Annotated in this window: 19 protein-coding genes; 11 read left to right on the plus strand and 8 right to left on the minus strand. The window is 60.1% G+C overall.

The window, feature by feature from the left end; genetic code table 11:
- The first annotated feature begins 86 nt into the window (after positions 1 to 86).
- From N7U68_RS05170 to N7U68_RS05210, 9 genes are all read left to right on the plus strand, one after another.
- Positions 87 to 863 carry an ABC transporter ATP-binding protein gene (locus N7U68_RS05170; protein WP_263048457.1) on the plus strand — a complete coding sequence of 259 codons (777 nt, stop codon included), beginning with the start codon at positions 87 to 89 and terminating at the stop codon, positions 861 to 863.
- Between the two features lie 39 nt (positions 864 to 902).
- The gene (locus tag N7U68_RS05175; RefSeq protein ID WP_263048458.1) at positions 903 to 1,622 is read left to right on the plus strand and encodes a transporter substrate-binding domain-containing protein; all 720 of its coding nucleotides are present in this window, start codon (positions 903 to 905) and stop codon (positions 1,620 to 1,622) included.
- An 89-nt stretch (positions 1,623 to 1,711) separates the two neighbouring features.
- Entirely contained in the window at positions 1,712 to 2,083 is a 372-nt protein-coding gene (locus N7U68_RS05180) for a hypothetical protein (RefSeq protein ID WP_263048459.1), read from the plus strand.
- A complete protein-coding gene (locus N7U68_RS05185; protein WP_263048460.1) occupies positions 2,084 to 2,968 on the plus strand; it encodes an ABC transporter permease in 885 nt (294 codons plus the stop codon).
- The gene (locus N7U68_RS05190; RefSeq protein WP_263048461.1) at positions 2,969 to 3,775 is read left to right on the plus strand and encodes an ABC transporter permease; all 807 of its coding nucleotides are present in this window, start codon (positions 2,969 to 2,971) and stop codon (positions 3,773 to 3,775) included.
- A gap of 31 nt (positions 3,776 to 3,806) precedes the next feature.
- A complete protein-coding gene (locus N7U68_RS05195; RefSeq protein ID WP_263048462.1) occupies positions 3,807 to 5,123 on the plus strand; it encodes a glutamine synthetase family protein in 1,317 nt (438 codons plus the stop codon).
- Between the two features lie 101 nt (positions 5,124 to 5,224).
- Entirely contained in the window at positions 5,225 to 5,902 is a 678-nt protein-coding gene (locus tag N7U68_RS05200) for a type 1 glutamine amidotransferase (RefSeq protein WP_263048463.1), read from the plus strand.
- A complete protein-coding gene (locus N7U68_RS05205) occupies positions 5,902 to 7,260 on the plus strand; it encodes a glutamine synthetase family protein (protein ID WP_165191832.1) in 1,359 nt (452 codons plus the stop codon). The genes N7U68_RS05200 and N7U68_RS05205 overlap by 1 nt, the downstream gene beginning before the upstream one ends.
- Positions 7,261 to 7,267: 7 nt before the next feature.
- Complete coding sequence (locus N7U68_RS05210; RefSeq protein WP_263048464.1) at positions 7,268 to 8,572, plus strand: NAD(P)/FAD-dependent oxidoreductase; 1,305 nt, start codon at positions 7,268 to 7,270, stop codon at positions 8,570 to 8,572.
- A 35-nt stretch (positions 8,573 to 8,607) separates the two neighbouring features.
- Here the strand turns inward: N7U68_RS05210 and N7U68_RS05215 are convergent, their stop codons facing one another.
- Positions 8,608 to 9,015, minus strand: coding sequence for a universal stress protein (locus tag N7U68_RS05215; RefSeq protein ID WP_165191830.1), 408 nt, complete (start codon positions 9,013 to 9,015; stop codon positions 8,608 to 8,610).
- A 69-nt stretch (positions 9,016 to 9,084) separates the two neighbouring features.
- Positions 9,085 to 9,405 carry an antibiotic biosynthesis monooxygenase family protein gene (locus N7U68_RS05220; protein ID WP_165191829.1) on the minus strand — a complete coding sequence of 107 codons (321 nt, stop codon included), beginning with the start codon at positions 9,403 to 9,405 and terminating at the stop codon, positions 9,085 to 9,087.
- Positions 9,406 to 9,536: 131 nt separating this feature from the next.
- Here N7U68_RS05220 and N7U68_RS05225 point away from each other — a divergent pair, with 131 nt between their 5' ends.
- Complete coding sequence (locus N7U68_RS05225; protein ID WP_263048465.1) at positions 9,537 to 10,187, plus strand: hypothetical protein; 651 nt, start codon at positions 9,537 to 9,539, stop codon at positions 10,185 to 10,187.
- A 15-nt stretch (positions 10,188 to 10,202) separates the two neighbouring features.
- On the opposite strand, the gene N7U68_RS05230 is transcribed toward N7U68_RS05225, so the two are convergent.
- Positions 10,203 to 12,494: a glycosyl hydrolase family 28-related protein gene (locus tag N7U68_RS05230; RefSeq protein ID WP_263048466.1), complete on the minus strand. Its 2,292-nt coding sequence runs from the start codon at positions 12,492 to 12,494 to the stop codon at positions 10,203 to 10,205.
- Between the two features lie 171 nt (positions 12,495 to 12,665).
- A complete protein-coding gene (locus N7U68_RS05235) occupies positions 12,666 to 13,073 on the minus strand; it encodes a DUF4864 domain-containing protein (RefSeq protein WP_263048467.1) in 408 nt (135 codons plus the stop codon).
- A 131-nt stretch (positions 13,074 to 13,204) separates the two neighbouring features.
- Between N7U68_RS05235 and N7U68_RS05240 the strand changes: the two genes are divergently transcribed.
- Positions 13,205 to 13,648: a DMT family transporter gene (locus N7U68_RS05240; RefSeq protein WP_165191825.1), complete on the plus strand. Its 444-nt coding sequence runs from the start codon at positions 13,205 to 13,207 to the stop codon at positions 13,646 to 13,648.
- On the opposite strand, the gene N7U68_RS05245 is transcribed toward N7U68_RS05240, so the two are convergent.
- The 4 genes from N7U68_RS05245 to N7U68_RS05260 all read right to left on the minus strand — a co-directional run bounded on the left by N7U68_RS05245 (position 13,645) and on the right by N7U68_RS05260 (position 17,218).
- A complete protein-coding gene (locus N7U68_RS05245; protein WP_263048468.1) occupies positions 13,645 to 14,628 on the minus strand; it encodes an Ldh family oxidoreductase in 984 nt (327 codons plus the stop codon). The two genes, N7U68_RS05240 and N7U68_RS05245, sit on opposite strands and share 4 nt — an antisense overlap.
- Positions 14,629 to 14,694: 66 nt before the next feature.
- The gene (locus N7U68_RS05250) at positions 14,695 to 15,381 is read right to left on the minus strand and encodes an ABC transporter ATP-binding protein (RefSeq protein ID WP_165191823.1); all 687 of its coding nucleotides are present in this window, start codon (positions 15,379 to 15,381) and stop codon (positions 14,695 to 14,697) included.
- Positions 15,374 to 16,663: a lipoprotein-releasing ABC transporter permease subunit gene (locus N7U68_RS05255; protein ID WP_263048469.1), complete on the minus strand. Its 1,290-nt coding sequence runs from the start codon at positions 16,661 to 16,663 to the stop codon at positions 15,374 to 15,376. Before N7U68_RS05255 ends, N7U68_RS05250 begins: the two co-directional genes overlap by 8 nt.
- Before the next feature lie 54 nt (positions 16,664 to 16,717).
- On the minus strand, positions 16,718 to 17,218 hold the full coding sequence (locus N7U68_RS05260) for a DUF2937 family protein (protein WP_165191821.1): 501 nt from the start codon (positions 17,216 to 17,218) through the stop codon (positions 16,718 to 16,720).
- Positions 17,219 to 17,238 lie beyond the last annotated feature (20 nt).

Consider the following 17,238-nt stretch of genomic DNA (forward strand, 5'->3'; position numbering starts at 1 on the left):
ACCTGTGGCGTATTGCAAGTTGCATTGCGCCATTTTTTCCGCCCTATTGTCATCCTGACGCCGCGCCAAGACGGCTGGGAGAAACCTTGACCGACGCCACACCCGTTATCGAAATCACGAATCTGCACAAGGCCTATGGCGCTCTGGAAGTGATCAAGGGCGTGGATCTTACCGCCCATCGTGGCGATGTGGTGTCATTGATCGGATCGTCCGGGTCGGGCAAATCCACCATTCTGCGCTGCGCCAATCTGCTGGAGGACAGTCAGCAAGGTGATATCGTTTTCAAGGGCGAGCCGGTCAAATGGCGCGGCACCGGCCTGAACCGCCACCCCGCCGACGCCAAGCAGGTTTTGCGCATCCGCACCAATCTCAGTATGGTGTTCCAGCAGTTCAACCTTTGGGCGCACCTCACCATCCTGCAAAACGTGATGGAGGCACCGGTGACGGTGCTGGGGCGCGACCGCGCTGAGGTCGAGGCAGCGGCGCGCAAATATCTGGACAAGGTCGGCATTGGCGACAAATGTGACGTCTACCCTGCCCAACTGTCGGGCGGACAGCAGCAACGCGCGGCGATTGCACGGGCATTGGCAATGGAGCCTGAAGCCCTGCTCTTTGACGAGCCGACGTCGGCACTGGATCCGGAATTGGAACAGGAAGTGGTCCGGGTTATCAAGGATCTGGCCGCCGAAGGCCGGACCATGATGATCGTGACCCATGACATGAAGATGGCTGCAGATGTATCGGATCACACCGTATTTTTGCATCAAGGCTTGATCGAAGAACAAGGCGCCCCAAAGGACCTCTTTGGCGCTCCGAAATCAGACCGGCTGCGACAGTTTCTAAGCTCGACGATGGCCGACTGACCTGCAACCATACAACAATCACCACCAAGGGAGAAAAAAATGAAAAAGCTTATCCTTTCTACCGCTGCGCTGGCGCTGTCAGCGGGCATGGCCCTGTCGGCGGATACTGTCCGTCTGGGCACCGAAGGCGCCTATGCGCCATGGAACTTCATCAATGATGCCGGCGATGTCGACGGGTTCGAGCGCGAGCTGGGCGATGAACTGTGCAAACGCGCAGAGCTGGCCTGCGAGTGGGTTACAAACGAATGGGACAGCATCATCCCCAACCTCGTTTCGGGCAACTACGACGCGATCATCGCGGGCATGTCGATCACCGACGAGCGCGATGAAGTCATTGACTTTACCCAGAACTACACACCGCCAGACCCGTCGGCCTATCTGGGCATGAGTGAAGGCATTGATCTGTCCACCGGCGTCATCGCGGCGCAAACCGGCACAATCCAGGCCGGTTATGTCGCCGAGAGCGGCGCAACGCTGGTCGAATTCGCCACGCCCGAGGAAACCGTCGCTGCCGTGAAAAACGGCGAAGCGGATGCGGTTCTTGCCGATAAATCCTACCTCGCGCCCATCGCCGCAGAAGATGCGGACCTGATGTTCGTGGGCGAAGATGTGCCGCTGGGTGGTGGTGTCGGCATGGGCCTGCGCGAATCCGATGGCGAGCTGCGCGAGAAATTCGACGCGGCGATCCAGTCGATGAAGGATGATGGCACGCTCAACACCATGATCACGAAGTGGGAAGTGTCCTCGACCTTTGAATAAAACACGCAAGAGGGGGGCATCACGCTCCCCTCTTTTTCTTTTTCAACGACATTCGATTTTCTTTTCACCAAACGTTGCGGGCGCGGCTGATGTTTGATCCGATTCAATGCAGATTGTGGTCCGAGCCAACGATTTTGGCCGACAAGGGTCATGGCGAAGTGTTCGAGACGATAGAGACATTTCGCGACAGCAGCCACCACATGCGCGCACTGGTGCGGTGCCGTGAATGTGGCCAGAGGTATATCTTTGATTACCATGAAGAAATCGACTGGGAAACCGGGAACGATCCGACCTATCTGACCTACGTTCCGGTGCGAAATGACGCCGATATTGCGCAAATGCGGAACGTCCCGGATCAGATCGGTATCCTGCAATTTCATCCCCGGTTGCAGTATGATCGGCCAAATGGCCAACCCCGCTGGCTGAAGGACGACCAGCCTGCGCCGTCGAGGAAGCATTAAGTGTTCTCATTCTGCACAGACCCTGAAACACTCGGCTCGCTTCAGTGGTTGGCGTGTTACCTGACCACGGGCAAGCATATGCTGCTCTACATGAGCTTTGGCACGGTGCTGCTGCTGTTGGGGATCACGGCCCCCACGGCACTGGCGTTCGGGTTTGGGGGCGCGATGGCGGCCCGGTCGCGGATTTTGCCGATCAGTTGGCTGGGCAAGGCCTATATCGCGCTGGTGCGCGGCGTGCCCGACATCGCGTTTTTCCTGTTCTTCGTGATCGCGCTGGACCAGATGTTCGAATGGACGCGGCATCAGATCCTGTGCCCGGACTGGACCGAGCCAGTCCGGCAGGGCAATGATTTCGTCGTTTGCGCGGCGGCCAAGCTGCCGCTGTCCACCGCCCCGCAATGGATGCACGAAGTCTACGGTTTCTTTGTCGCCGTGCTGACCTTTGCCATCGTTTTTGGTGCGTTTGCCGCCAATGTCCTCTTTGGCGCGATGCGGGCTGTGCCCCGTGGCCAATTGGAGACGGCAGAAGCCTACGGCATGACACGGCGTCAGACGTTTCGGCGCATTCTGGTACCGCAGATGTGGGTCTATGCCCTGCCCGGCCTCAGCAACCTGTGGATGGTGCTGATCAAGGCAACGCCGCTGCTGTTCCTGCTGGGGGTCGAGGATATCGTTTATTGGGCGCGAGAATTGGGCGGCACGGCCAATCCGCGCTTTACCGACTATCCGCATGGCGACTGGCGGATGTGGTACTTCTTTGCGCTGCTGATTTTCTATCTGGGCTTTACCAAAGTGTCCGAAGTATTTCTGGGCAGGGTGATGACCCGCCTGACCCACGGGCAGGCCACGACGGGCGGCGAAGCCCAGAGAAAGGCGGCGACGTAAATGCTGTGCTGGGATGTCATACAGGATTATGGGCTGCGCAGTCTCGGGATTGGTGAGCGGTTGTTGCCGCGTGATAGCTTCACGCTTTGCGACCAGCTGGTTCTGATCGGGTCCGGCATGTTGTGGAACGTCTATTTCGGTGTTGTGGCGCTGCTCAGCGGTTTCTTCCTTGCCACGGCTGTTGCGGTCGGCAAGGGGTCGCGGAACCTGCTGGCGCGCAAATCGTCGGAATGGTTCATCTTTGTGTTTCGCGGCTCGCCGCTCTTTATCCAGTTCTTCTTTGCCTATTTCCTGTTTCTCAGCCTCAAGAAGGTCAGCCCGATCTTTGACGCGTTCACCGCCGCGTGGCTGGGGGCGCTGATCGTTCTGTTTTTGAATACCGCCGCCTATTCAGGCGAAATTTTCTATGGTGCGCTACGGTCGATCCCCAAGGGCGATGTCGAGGCAGCCGATGCTTACGGGTTCTCTGGCTGGCCACGGTTCAAACGGATCGTGTGGCCCACGATGCTGCGCCTTGCATGGCCTGCCTACACGAACGAGGCGATTTTCCTGTTCCATGCCACAACGCTGGTGTTTTTCAGCGGATTCCCCGCGTGGCAGCAGCGCGGTGATGCGCTGTATTATGCCAATTATTTCGCGGACAAGACGTTTAACCCGTTTGTGCCCTACCCCATCTTGGCTGGCTATTTCATCCTGCTGACCTTGTGTGTGATCAGCGTCTTTGGCCTAATCAACCGGCATCTGAACCGGCACCTGCCACAAGAAGCACGGCGAAAATTGCGGTTGCGCCCGAACCTTATTCGGTAAATCTATCTGCCAACCCGCAGAGGATACCATTATGCAACTGGAAAATTTCGCCACGTTTCGCGTCGCGGCCTGTGATCTGAATGGTCAGATGCGCGGCAAGCGTGTACCGGCATCGTATTTTGAGAAACTCGAAAGCGGGACCGTGCGCATGCCGCTATCGGCGCTCAACGTCGATATCAAGGGGGCCGATATCGACGGCAGTCCGCTGATATTCGAGACTGGCGATGCCGATGGTATCCTGCTGCCCACGTCGCGCGGGGCCGTGCCCCTGCCTTGGCTGGACGGCTCTCAGCCGCTGGTGCCGATGCAGATGTATTTCGAGGACGGCACGCCGTTCTACGGCGACGCGCGGCACGCGTTGCGCAGCGTGCTGGACCGCTATCAGGAGCGTGGCTGGCAGGTGATCGCCTCGACCGAGCTGGAATTCACACTGGTTGACGACAGTGGCAAGGTGCTGAAGTCGGTCCGCGATCCGCGCAGCGGGCGGCGCATTGACGGCTCGGAAATCCTGTCGCTGAGCGAGATGGACGCGTTCGACCCATTCCTGTCGGCGCTCTACGAATCCTGTGCGGCGATGGACATCGACGCCCAGACAGCCACCAGCGAGGCGGGCGTCGGCCAGTTCGAGATTACGCTGAACCACCAGCAGGCGCTACATGCCGCCGACGACACATGGCTGTTCAAGGCGCTGATCCGTGGCCTTGCGCGCAAGTTCGGCTGTGCTGCGACCTTTATGGCCAAGCCGTTTGTGCAGGATTCCGGCAATGGCATGCACATGCATTTTTCCGTACTCGACGCCGACGGCAACAACATCTTTGACGATGGTGGCCCCAAGGGCACCGATATGCTGCGCGCCGCGATCGGCGGCTGCGTGGCGGCGATGCGCGGATCCACCCTCGTCTTTGCGCCGCATGCCAACAGCTATGCCCGGCTGGTGCCCGATGCCCATGCCCCTACTGCGATCTGCTGGGCCTATGAGAACCGCACCGCTGCCGTGCGCGTCCCCGGTGGGTCGCCCGCCGCGCGCCGGATCGAACACCGGGTCGCGGGTGGCGATATCAATCCCTATCTCAGCTTTGCCGCGATCCTCGGTGCGGCCCTGATCGGGATCGAGGACGACATGGATCCCGGCACGCCCATATCCGGCAATGCCTACGGTCAGGACCTGCCGCAACTGGCAGAGGATTGGCGGACGGCGGTGGATCTGTTTGAAAGCGATCCGCTGATCGCACGTATTTTCGAGCCCAAGATGGTGCGCAATCTGGTGCTGACCAAACGGCAGGAGATCGAGATCATGTTCGAACTGCCCGAAGATCAGCATTGGAAGACCTACCTCGAAAAGGTCTGACACGACGCGCCTGATCCATGCTAAAATTCAGCTTGCTGGCTTCACTTGGCTCGGCTAGCTTGAAATTTGATCAAATTACCATGCCGGAATGGAACCGCGCGATGAAGATTGGCATTCTGCTGACCGGGCACGCCCCCGAAGATATCAAAGCCGTCATGGGCGACTATGACACCATGTTCGAAGATTTGCTGGATGGGCATGGGTTTACCTATGACAGCTATGCGGTGGTCGACGGGGTGTTCCCCGACGGACCCGAGGCCGCCGATGGCTGGCTGATTACGGGATCCAAGCATGGCGCCTACGAGGACCATCCGTGGATCGCCCCGCTGGAGCAGTTCATTCGCGACGTCTATGCCGATGGCCGCCCGATGGTGGGCGTCTGTTTTGGTCATCAGATCATTGCGCAAGCCATGGGTGGCAAGGTCGAGAAATTCGACAAAGGCTGGTCGGTCGGGCGCACCTATTACGAAATCGAAGGCCGTCAGATGCAGCTGAATGCGTGGCATCAGGATCAGGTGACAGAGCTGCCTGACGGGGCAGAGGTGATCGGGCAAAATGATTTCTGCCGCAACGCCGCGCTGCTATATGGTGACCGCATCTATACCGTGCAGCCGCATCCCGAGCATACCGCCGATTTCGTCGGCCGTCTGATCCACTCACGCGGGCGCGGGCTGGTGCCTGATCCGCTGCTGGATAACGCGCTGGCACATCTGGACAGCCCCACGGATAATCAGATCATGGCCGACCGCATGGCGGCCTTTCTCAAACGAGGTGCATAATGGCCGACTGGACCCAGAAATTCCCCGAAGCGGCGCGCGCCTATCTTGAGGGGCGCAGGCTGGACGAAGTCGAATGCATCATCTCTGACTTACCCGGTATTGCGCGCGGCAAGGCCGTGCCAGCCAGCAAGTTTGCCAAGCAGAAGCATTTCCATCTGCCCGACTCGATCTTTTTCCAGACCATCACCGGCGATTGGGGTGAGGCCGCAGGCGATGATGGGTTCATCGAACAGGACATGATCCTGAAACCGGACATGGACACAGCGACCGCCGCACCGTGGACAGGCGACTGGACCATTCAGGTCATTCACGACGCCTATGACGGCGATGGTGATCCGGTGGGCTGTTCGCCGCGCAACGTGCTGAAGCGTGTTGTCGCACTATATGCCGAGCGCGGGCTGACGCCGGTGGTTGCGCCCGAGATGGAGTTCTATCTGGTCGCGCGCAACATCGACCCGGCCAAGGAAATCGAGCCGATGATTGGCCGATCCGGCCGCCCCGCCGCCGCGCGGCAGGCCTATTCGATGACCGCCGTGGACGAGTTCGGCCCGGTGATCGACGATATTTATGATTTCGCCGAAGCGCAGGGATTCGAGATCGACGGAATCACGCAAGAGGGTGGCGCAGGCCAGCTAGAGATCAACCTGAACCACGGCGATCCAGTGATGCTGGCCGATGAGGTGTTCTATTTCAAACGGCTGATCCGCGAGGCGGCATTGCGGCATGACTGCTTTGCCACTTTCATGGCCAAGCCGATTGCGGACGAGCCGGGATCAGCGATGCACATTCACCATTCGGTACTGGATGCAAAAACCGGCAAGAACATATTCGTCGATGCCAAGGGCAAAGACACCGACGCCTTTTATCATTTCATCGCAGGATTGCAGAACCACATGCCTGCTGCGACCGCCGTGATGGCACCCTACGTCAATTCCTATCGCCGGTATGTCAAGGATCACGCAGCGCCGATCAATCTGGAATGGGCGCGCGACAACCGCACCACTGGCATTCGCATCCCGATTTCCTCGACCGCCGCACGGCGGGTTGAAAACCGGCTGGCGGGTATGGATTGCAACCCCTATCTGGCGATTGCCGCCAGCCTCGCCTGCGGCCTGTTGGGGCTGGAGGACGCGGTCAAACCTGCAGATGAATTCCGTGGGGACGCCTACGAGGGTGAGGGCGACATCCCGCGCGTTCTGGGCGATGCGCTGGATATGTTCGAGGAGGCAACCCGCCTGCACGAGGTCCTCGGCCCGGATTTCGCGCGCGTCTATGGCATCGTCAAACGCGCGGAGTATGATGAATTCCTTCAGGTGATCTCGCCTTGGGAGCGTGAACATCTGCTGCTGAACGTCTGATCTGCGCATGGATCTGCTCTATGCCAATGACCGGGCTGGCACCTATCCTGACAGCTGGTATGCCGCAACATCCGATCGGATCGATGCGCGCAACCCGTTAAAGGGCGAGGTGCGCGCCGATGTCTGCGTGATCGGTGCGGGCTATACGGGGTTATCCGCGGCGCTGCATCTGGCCGAGGCCGGGATGGACGTGGTGCTGCTGGAGGCGCACCGCGCGGGCTTTGGCGCGTCCGGGCGTAATGGCGGACAGTTGGGCAGCGGGCAGCGTATGGGCCAGCACGGGCTGGAAAAGCTGGTGGGACAGGATGACGCCACCAAGCTGTGGGAGATGGCCGAAGACACCAAAGCACTGGTGAAATCGCTGATCGAGCGGCACAAGATCGACTGTCATCTGAAGCCCGGTGTCGCGCATGCGTGTTTCTCTGCCACTGAGATGCGCGACGAACACGCCGAGGCAGATCATCTGGCGGACCGTTATGGCTACACTCAGATTGAAAAACTGACCCGCGAGCAGATGCACACCCTTTGCCCCTCGCCCGCCTATCACGGCGGCGCGCTGGATATGGGTGCCGCGCATCTGCACCCGTTGCAATATGCGCTGGGTCTGGCACGCGCGGCAGAGTCGGCAGGCGTGCGCATCTTTGAGAATTCAAAAGTACACGACATCGACACGAAACACGGCACGCTGGTACGTACAGATCACGGGCAGGTGGCGGCGGATCATGTGGTCCTTGCCTGCAACGGCTATCTTGGTGGGTTGAACCGCAAGGTCGCCGCGCGAGTCATGCCCATCAACAACTTTATCGTCGCGACCCAACCGCTGGGTGAGGATGCCGCGCGCGTACTGACCCGTGATGTGGCTGTTGCGGACAGCAAATTCGTGGTAAACTATTTCCGTCTCAGCCATGACAACCGGCTTCTGTTCGGCGGCGGCGAGAGCTATGGCTATCGTTTTCCCAGTGACATCCGCGCCACGGTCAGTAAGCCGATGCTGGAGATTTTTCCGCATCTGAAAGATGTGCCGCTGGAATATGCATGGGGCGGAACACTGGGCATCACGATGAAACGTATGCCCTATTTCGCACGGCTGGCACCCGGCGTCCTGAGCGCCTCAGGCTATTCCGGACACGGCGTCGGCAATGCCACCCATGCGGGGTATCTGCTGGCACAGGCCATTCAGGGCGACGCGACGGGGTTCGACCTGATGGCGCGCGTCCCTGCCCCGGCCTTTCCCGGCGGATCAAGCCTGCGCAGCCCTCTCTTGGTGATGGCGATGACGTGGTACGCTATGCGCGACCGTTTGGGGTTCTGAGCAGACGCGGGACCTCATTCAGGGCTGCGGTCGGGCTACCGCACCACATGCACACAGCATTTTGCATGACGCACGACCTTGGCCGCGGTGGACCCCAGCAACAAATCCTGCATGCCGGGCCGGTGGCTGGCGATGACGATACAATCACTGCCCGCCTCATCCGCGAAATCAAGGATCGCCCGACCGGCGTGACCGCTGGTCACGACGCCAGCGAAGTCTGGCAGCCCCTTGGTCAGGCTGGCCAGTTTCGCTTCTACCTCGGCGTGACGTTTGGCCATGTGATCGGCAGGCAAATAGGACAGCGTGTGCACCGGGATCTGTTCGATCACATGCAGCAGGGTGATCATCGCGCCTTCGTCGGCCAGCACTTTTGCTACGTCGACAGCGGATTTCGAATCGCGATCCTCGCCGAACGATATGGGGACCAGAATATTCTTGTACATTTGGGGTCTCCTCTTGGTGTGGAATACCCCTATTTTACCGCGTCGCGGGCAACCCCGCCTTGACCCATATCAGCCAAAGGTGGCGGCAACGTCGTACATGACCGGCTCGAAACTCTTGCACAGTTCATTGATCCGCCGGTTGCGCACACGCATTTCCTGTGTGCGCAGCATCGCCTGAAAATCCTCGCGCCGCTTCCATTGGGAATAGTTGGCGATACGGGTTTGCGCGTCGTTCACATGCAAACCAGCGGCGATAAAGCCCGGCTGATGCGAGATGAACTTCTCGTAAGCCTCGGTCAGCTCGTCGAGCAGATCCTGACAGGTTCCGGGGGTCATTTCGAACGTGGTTATGACGGTCTGGTGGCTGGTGTCGGCATTGATCTGCGGCATGGCATCCTCCGGGTTTTGGAACAAGCCTAGCAGCTTCGCCACACTCCGCAATCTTTCGCCACGCGCAGCGCCGGTAAATCTTAACCTCTGATTTACCAAGTTTAACGACAGTTATGGTCGGAGGTGGCATATTGCGATGCTTGCTGATCTTGTTATTGCTGTTGTCCGCGCAGGCCAAAGCCGGACCGTGGTTGCGCGACACCGGCGCTGGCTATCTGTCCTATGCCCTGACGCTGGAGGATGTCGCAAGCACCGGTGCAGCAGACGGATATGGGTCTGTTTATGCTGAATATGGTGTGCGCCCCAAGCTGACCCTTGGGCTGGATATAGGGTCGGATGAGCAGGGTGCGTACAAGACGTTTGCCTTTGCAATCTTGCCGCTGGCACGCCAATCGAGGCGCACCAAGATCACCGGCGAGATCGGCCTCGGGACCATCGACGGTACTGCGGTTGCACGTCCCGGCATTGCCGTCGGGCGCAGCTTCGAATTTTTGGATCGGTTTGGCTGGGTGTCGATCGAGACGCGCGCTGAAATCGGCGTCGATCAGGGTGACATCGGCATCAGCACTGACCTGACGCTGGGCTACAACCCCGGACCGCGCAGCAAATGGATGGTACAGTTACAACAAGGCGGGCCGATGGCGGACCCCGACTATCTGCGCATCGTGCCGTCAGTCGTGATCGAAACAAAGCCCGGCCGCCACTATGAGTTTGGCGTGGCGGCCGGGATCAAGAATACAGCTACATTCGGTGTGAAACTGGGAGTCTGGCAGAATTTCTAGACGCCCTGTCCGGCCCTAAAGGGGGTCGTCGATCCGCACCCGCATCGTGACCGTCCCGCGCACCGGCGTGCCGAACCGCAGCCGAATCTGATCGCTGTCCGGCCCCTGTTTGGCCTGATAATAGGGCGCTGCATGCACGGTATCGCCCGCCCCGTTCAGCAATGGACCAGCGGGAATGACCGATTCAACCGTTTGCGCGAATGCGCCAAAAGGCAGCCGGTTCGCCAGATCAATCGTCCAGCTGGACGCGACGGTGGATTGATCGAACTCCAGCATCATCGGGCTGAGGACAGGGTGATAGATGTTGCCGAACGTATTGTCCTGAAACGAAATGTTCTTGACCCGGTTGTAATCAAGATCGGCAAAGCTGGTATCGACGGAATCAACCCGGTCAATCGGGTCATCAATGATGCGGAACGAATTGCCGGTAACATTCATCCCATTCAGAAAATGCCCCGCGCCATGGGGTTTGACCACCAAAAACGTGAACCATGGGGCGACGTTGCCCGCCAGAAACACGTTGCCAGTGATGTTCAGCGCGCTGAACGAAAACTCGCTGGAATACGCCGGCGCGCTGTCATGTTCGTTCGACCATTCGATAAAGCAGTTGTCGACGTAATTGGCGTCGACCGTCGTGCGGCAATTGGTGCGCGTCAACACCAGCCCGGCCGAACGCGTGCCGTCGTTCGATTCGTCTCCCTGAAACCAGTGGTTGCCTGAAACGATGTTGCTGGAGCCGGCCAGAATGGCGAAATGCCGAAACCGCGTCACGCGGTTGTCGCGCAGCTTAACGTCGTTCGCGTTGGCATTCAGGGCGATGGATGTCCGGTTCGCCACCAGTTCGGCATCCTCATCCGACAGGAACTGACAGCGATCCACGATCATGCCCTGATCGCCCTTGAACAGGCTGGAAATGCCGCGATCGCGGGGACGGGTAAAATAGCAGTCGCGAAACTGAAAACTGGTTGCGGTTTGCGGCAGCATCACGCAGCTGCATTTCCCGGCAGCCTGAAACTCGATATTCACCAGCGACAGCTTGCTCAATTTCTCGAAACCGCTGAAGTCGAGCATGTATTTGAAACGGCGAAAGGTGAAAACCTGCGTGCCCGCCGCGTCATAGAGCTGTTGGCTCAGCGTGATTTCCTGCGCCGCGAGATTGACGCCCGCAACATAGACTTCGCGCCCGACGCCGTTGCCTTCGACCACTGCGCCAAGTGGGATATTCGCAATGTTGCTGACCCCTGTCAGACGCAGGCTGTTGCTGGTCGAATAGGTGGCCTGCGAGGTGACCGCCTCGGTGTTCCACGCGGCGTTGTCCTCGGCATAGAACTGGCCGTTCTTGATGATGCGCCTTTGCGAATAAACCACCTTGTCCGGGATGGCTGCCTGCATGTCAATCGGCCCGCTCAGCGAGATGATCCGCCCTTTCATGTCCAAAGACTCGTGCCCGGTGTTGTTGAGCAACGCCTGAAATGCCTTGCGAAAGGCCAGCTCTTCGTCACCAAAAGCGTCGATATAGGCCGGCAGGTTGTAGTTATCAGTCAGCGACAGAACATGCTGGGTCGCCATCGTCACTGTGCCCTCGAACCGCACAGTGGATTGAAACGTGACACTGTTGCCCAGATGGAATGTGCCCTCGGGCACCAGCACCTGACGACCGCCCGCCGCCGCATCGGCGGCCTCGAACGCGGCCCAATCATCGGTCACGCCGTCACCCACGGCACCATAATCGCGGACATCGACCCAATCCATCAATTCGCGGTGAAAGGCAGATGTGATATCCTCGATCACGATATCATCAATCCGCACGATCCCGCCATTTGCGCCGGTCAGATCCAGCCCGAAATGGCCATAGGCCGGGCCTGCTCCCCAGACCATATCGACGCCACCGCGGTTGCCTGTGCCGACAATGGCGCTGAGCTCGACCACCTCACCGTAGTTCTCCAGCGTCGCGGCGGGGCCAACCTCTGCCAGTCCGCCAACATGATTGCCATTGGAGGCCGCAGCCCAGCCCGCAATCCGCACAGTGGGCAGGTTGCCCGCGATCGCCTTGATCCGGGCGGTGATTTTCAGATAGCAGCCGGGCAGCAGCGGGGTTTCGCCCATATAGCGCAGCTTTTGGACGGAACTGGTCTTTTGCAGCTCCATCGCGCCGCCAAAATCCTGATCGGCAGCGATGATCGCGGCATTCACTGCACCATCATACGTGTCTGATCCGGGTGTTCCGTTGCCACTGGACCAGACATCCAGCCCGTCCTCAAATGCCGGGGGCATAAAGACGATGCCATCGGTAACTGCCTTGTTCATGTCGTTCCCTTTCCGCATCCGGGTCGCTGTCCGGCCTGTGCTGGGCGGAACGGAAGCCGGACATCACGAGTTTCGCCAGCCGGGGCGCGCCCGGATGGTTCAGGGAAGTATCGACAAGGGGTTAATCAGCGCTGGAGAGACCGTACGGTGCCCTGCTTCAGACGCGTATGCTCAGACCGTTCCTGCCACAGGCGGGCGTAACTGCACACCATTGATTTTCCAGCCCATTTCATCCTTGATCATCTCATATTCGAGGATATGTATGCGCCCCTCTTGGTCGCGGATCATCACGTCCTGCCAAAGCGCCCCGGCGCGGCTCTGCAACCCGAGAAAGCGTATATCGGCGGGCCGCCAGACCATCGGATAGCCACCGCGAACCATGGCACCAAAATTTTCCGCCGAGCCGAACATGCCTTGGATCATCGGGCTGGCATGGGCAAAGGCCGCGTCAAAATCATCGGCCTGAAAGGCTGTGATCTGGTTCGTGATCACTTCCTTGATCGGGGCCTCTTGTGCCTTGGACATCAGAGCGAACGTGCAAAACACCATTGTCACGGCAGTCAGAATGAAATGCTTCATGGTGGACCTCCTGTGACCAAAGGTAATGCCTATGCGTCACAGGTCAAACATGATGGCCATGCAATGGCATCTGGCGCGCGGGCACCGGCCATGCCAGTTTACCCGAAATGCGCAATTGCGGAGCACGGTCTATGTCCCAAACATCCCTATATGCCCTCACGATGCTGGTCGCAGGCATCGGCGTACCGGTCCTCGCGGCGCTTAACGCCGCGCTTGGCGTCAGGCTGGCCTCGCCTGCGGCAGCCGCCGCTATCCTGTTTTCCGTGGCCCTGCTGGCCACGCTTGTGACACTGACGATCACCGGGCCGCGTGCCGTCCTGGGCGCATGGGTCGCGCCAAAACACCTGTTTCTTGCGGGCCTGCTGGTGGCGTTCTACGTGCTGTCCATCACCTATGTCGCGCCGAAATTCGGCATCGGCAACGCAGTTTTCCTCGTCCTGTTGGGGCAGTTGATCAGCGCGGCGGCGATCGACCATTTCGGCCTTTTTGGTGCGCAGGTGTCACCGCTGTCGATCACTCGTGCCTGCGGCATCGGTATCATGGCCGCAGGGGTCTTTGTCACGCAGCAGGCCTAGGCTTTGCCTGCCAGCGTCTGCAACTCTGCCCAAGCGGCCTCTTCCAGCTCTACTTCGGTCGCAGACGTTTTACCTTGGCCCGGCATCCGTGCACCGGGGTCCTGCGCGATACCGTCCGACACCCGTCCCAACCGGTCCGCAAAAGCACCCGACAGGCCCGGATCAATCAACGTATAGAACTGGCCCAGATCATGCGGCGGCCCGTCGGTGGCCTTGAGTGGCGGCACGTCCATCGCGTTGCGCGATCCTGTCATGCCTGCTGCCAGCAGCTCTGCCATCAGGCCAAGGCCCCAGCCCTTGTAGCCACCCATGCTGACCAGCGACCCCTTGATGGCTGCATCCGGGTCGGTGGTCGGCTGCCCGTCAGCATCGACGGCCCAGCCTTCGGGGATCGTTTCACCAGCAGCCTTGGCCATCGTAATCTTGCCCAGAGCCACAGTGGTGGTGGACTGGTCGAACTGCATCGCGACACCGCCCTGCCCGTCCGGCACTGCAAAGGCGATGGGATTGGTGCCGATCACCCGATGTCTGCCACCCGGTGGCGCTACGATGGGCGTCGCGTTGGTCGCCCCGAACCCGATGAATCCTGCTCGCGCGATCTGGTCCGTGAAATAGCCCAGCGACGTACAGGTATGCGAATGGCAGATCGCCAGACTGGCGATTCCGTTCTCACGCGCGGCACTGATCGCCTCGGGCAGGCCACGTTCGAACGCGGGTTGGGCGAATCCCAGCCGTGCATCGACATAGACCGTGCCGGGCCGCGGGCGCGTGACAACAGGTGCCGCATTGCCGCTGACCCGACCGCTCTGCAACTGGCGACAATAGCTGTCGAGGTAATACAGCCCGCAGATCTTGTTGCCCACCGCCTCGGATGCGGCCGTGGCACGCGCAACCGACGCGGCGATCCATTCGTCAGCGCCGTGGCGCATCAGCGCCGCCTTGCAGAGGGTTTCGATCTGATCGACTGAGATAGTGGGCATGACACCTCCTGAGACTAATGCCTGCGCAGTCTGCGCGCGCACGCGACGCCGGTCAACGTGCCGAATTCAGGTCGATGCCGTCACCAGCCCAGCCTCCAGCCGAACGATCCGGTCCATGCGCGCTGCCAGATCAAGGTTGTGGGTCGCGATAAGTGCCGCCAACCCCGTCCCGCGCACCAGATCTGTCAACGTGCGAAACACTTGGTCAGAGGTTTCGGGATCAAGATTGCCTGTCGGTTCATCCGCCAGCAGCAGTCGCGGCGCGTTGGCCAGCGCACGACAGAACGCAACGCGCTGTTGTTCGCCACCCGACATCGCCGAAGGCCGGTGATCGGCGCGTGCTGCAATCCCGACCTGATCCAGCAACTCGTGCGCGCGCGCCTCGGCGTCGCGGCGCGATGTGCCCGCTGCCAGTTGAGGCAGCACGATGTTCTCCAACGCGGTGAATTCCGGTAGCAGGTGATGGAATTGATAGACAAACCCTACATCACGCCGCCGCGCGATGGTGCGCCGCCGATCCCCGAGACCGGCCATCGCCACGCCGCCGATCTCGACCTCGCCCGCATCAGGCGTGTCGAGCAGGCCCGCGATATGCAGCAAGGTCGATTTACCCGCCCCCGAGGGCGCGACCAGCGCCACGATCTCTCCGGGTGCCAATGTCAGTTCGGCCCCCTTGAGCACCGCAACTTCACTTTGCAGACCTTTGTTATAGACCTTTTCCAAGCCACTCAGGCGCAGCACAGCTTCACTCATAGCGCAACGCCTCTACCGGGTTCATCCGCGCCGCGCGCCGCGCCGGAAAAATGGTGACGATAAACGACAGGCCCAGCGACAATGCCACGGCAGAGATCACATCCGTCAGCTCCAGCTTGGCTGGCAAATGATAGATACCCCGGATGGATGGGTCCCATACCTGCCCACCCATCAGATAATTCACCATGCTGAAAATCGGGTCGATATAGATCGCAAAGAGACAGCCCAGAATTACCCCGAACACGGTGCCGATGATCCCGGTGAACGCGCCACAGATGAAAAAGACGCGCAAAACCGATCCTTCGGTCAGACCCATGGTGCGCAGAATACCGATGTCGCGGCCCTTGTTCTTGACCAGCATGATCAGCCCGCTGGTGATGTTCATCGCCGCGATCAGCACGAGGATCGACAGGATGATGAACATGACGTTATCCTCGACCTCTAGCGCGCGCAGGAACCCACCGCTGGCGTCCTGCCACGTCCAGATCAGCGAGCGGTCGCCCGCCGCGCGGATCAGGTCCAGCCCCATATTGCCGACGGTCTCCGGGCGCTCCACCATGACTTCCAACTCGTCCGCCTGCCCCTCGCGGTTGAAAAACGACTGCGCTTCGGCAAAGGGCATGTAGATGCGCACGCGGTCAATGTCATAGCGCCCGGCGGTAAAGATATAGACCACATCATAGGCGTTCACCCTTGGGCTGGTGCCAAACGCCGTCTTGACCCCTCCGGGCGAGATAATCTTGATCCGGTCGCCGACGCTGACACCCAGTTCACGCGCCACTCCTGAACCGATCGCCAACCCTTCGCCAAATCGATCGATGTCACCTTGCCCGGTTTCGGGGTTGGCGATGCGCGGGATGGTTTTGAGGTTTTCCAGCGTGATGCCGAATATCTGCACACCGGCGTTGCGGTCGCGGGCATTGGCCATGACCTGCGCCTTGACCAGCGGGGCCACGCGCGTAACGCCGGGCACCGCACGCACCCGTTCGGCCATCGCATCGTAATCCTCCAGCATCCGGTCGACACGCCCGGTCACGGCATCGACCTCACCTGCGTTATAGATCGTCACATGAGCGTTCGAGCCCAGAATCGTATCCACAAACTCGGCGCGAAAACCAGAACGCACGGCGAGCGTCGCGATCAGCGCAAACACTGCCAGCGTGATCCCGATCAGCGATATCCACGTCATCACGCTCACGCCGCCCTCGGCGCGTTTGGCGCGCAAATAGCGCCACGCGATCATCCATTCAAATGGGGCGAAAGGGGCTGGAGAGCCTGCCAACTGCGATACCTCGATATTATTTTGCGCGCAGAGTGCGCCGGGGCTGCACAGACGTCAAGCGCGCACGCCCCTGCGCCCGAACAGCATTTTCAGCAGACCGAAAAGCCCAGTCAGCAAGCCCAGCCCACCGAAAAACCCCAAACCTGCAAAAACGGCCCCCTCGAAGGTCAGCGGCAACGCCGGCTTGAAATCCGACCATGCCGCCGTTGCGATTTCCGCGTCGGTCAGGCTGCCTGCGTTGTAGGCGCGGGTGAATGGTCCGGCCTCGCGCAGCGCGATCAGGTCCGCGCTGAGACGGTTGTAGCGCGCCAGCGTCTCGCCCATAGTCTGCGCCCGCGCAGCGCCCATCTGCCCACCTTGTTGCAGGTCGGCGAGCGCCTCATCGCGAGTGAAGCCTTGTTCGGTTGCGTCAGTGTCAAATTCAGCGACAAAGCGGCTTAGCTCATCCACCGCACCGGCCAGACGCTGGGTATACTGCTGCGAATATTCGGGGAACTGCGACAGACCCGCCGCACCCGCCAGCCCACCTGCGAATGTCACCGCCCTGAGAAACATCACCCCTCACCCGCTATCGT

The organism is Roseovarius pelagicus (assembly GCF_025639885.1).
In the GTDB taxonomy this organism is placed as follows: Bacteria; Pseudomonadota; Alphaproteobacteria; order Rhodobacterales; family Rhodobacteraceae; genus Roseovarius; species Roseovarius pelagicus.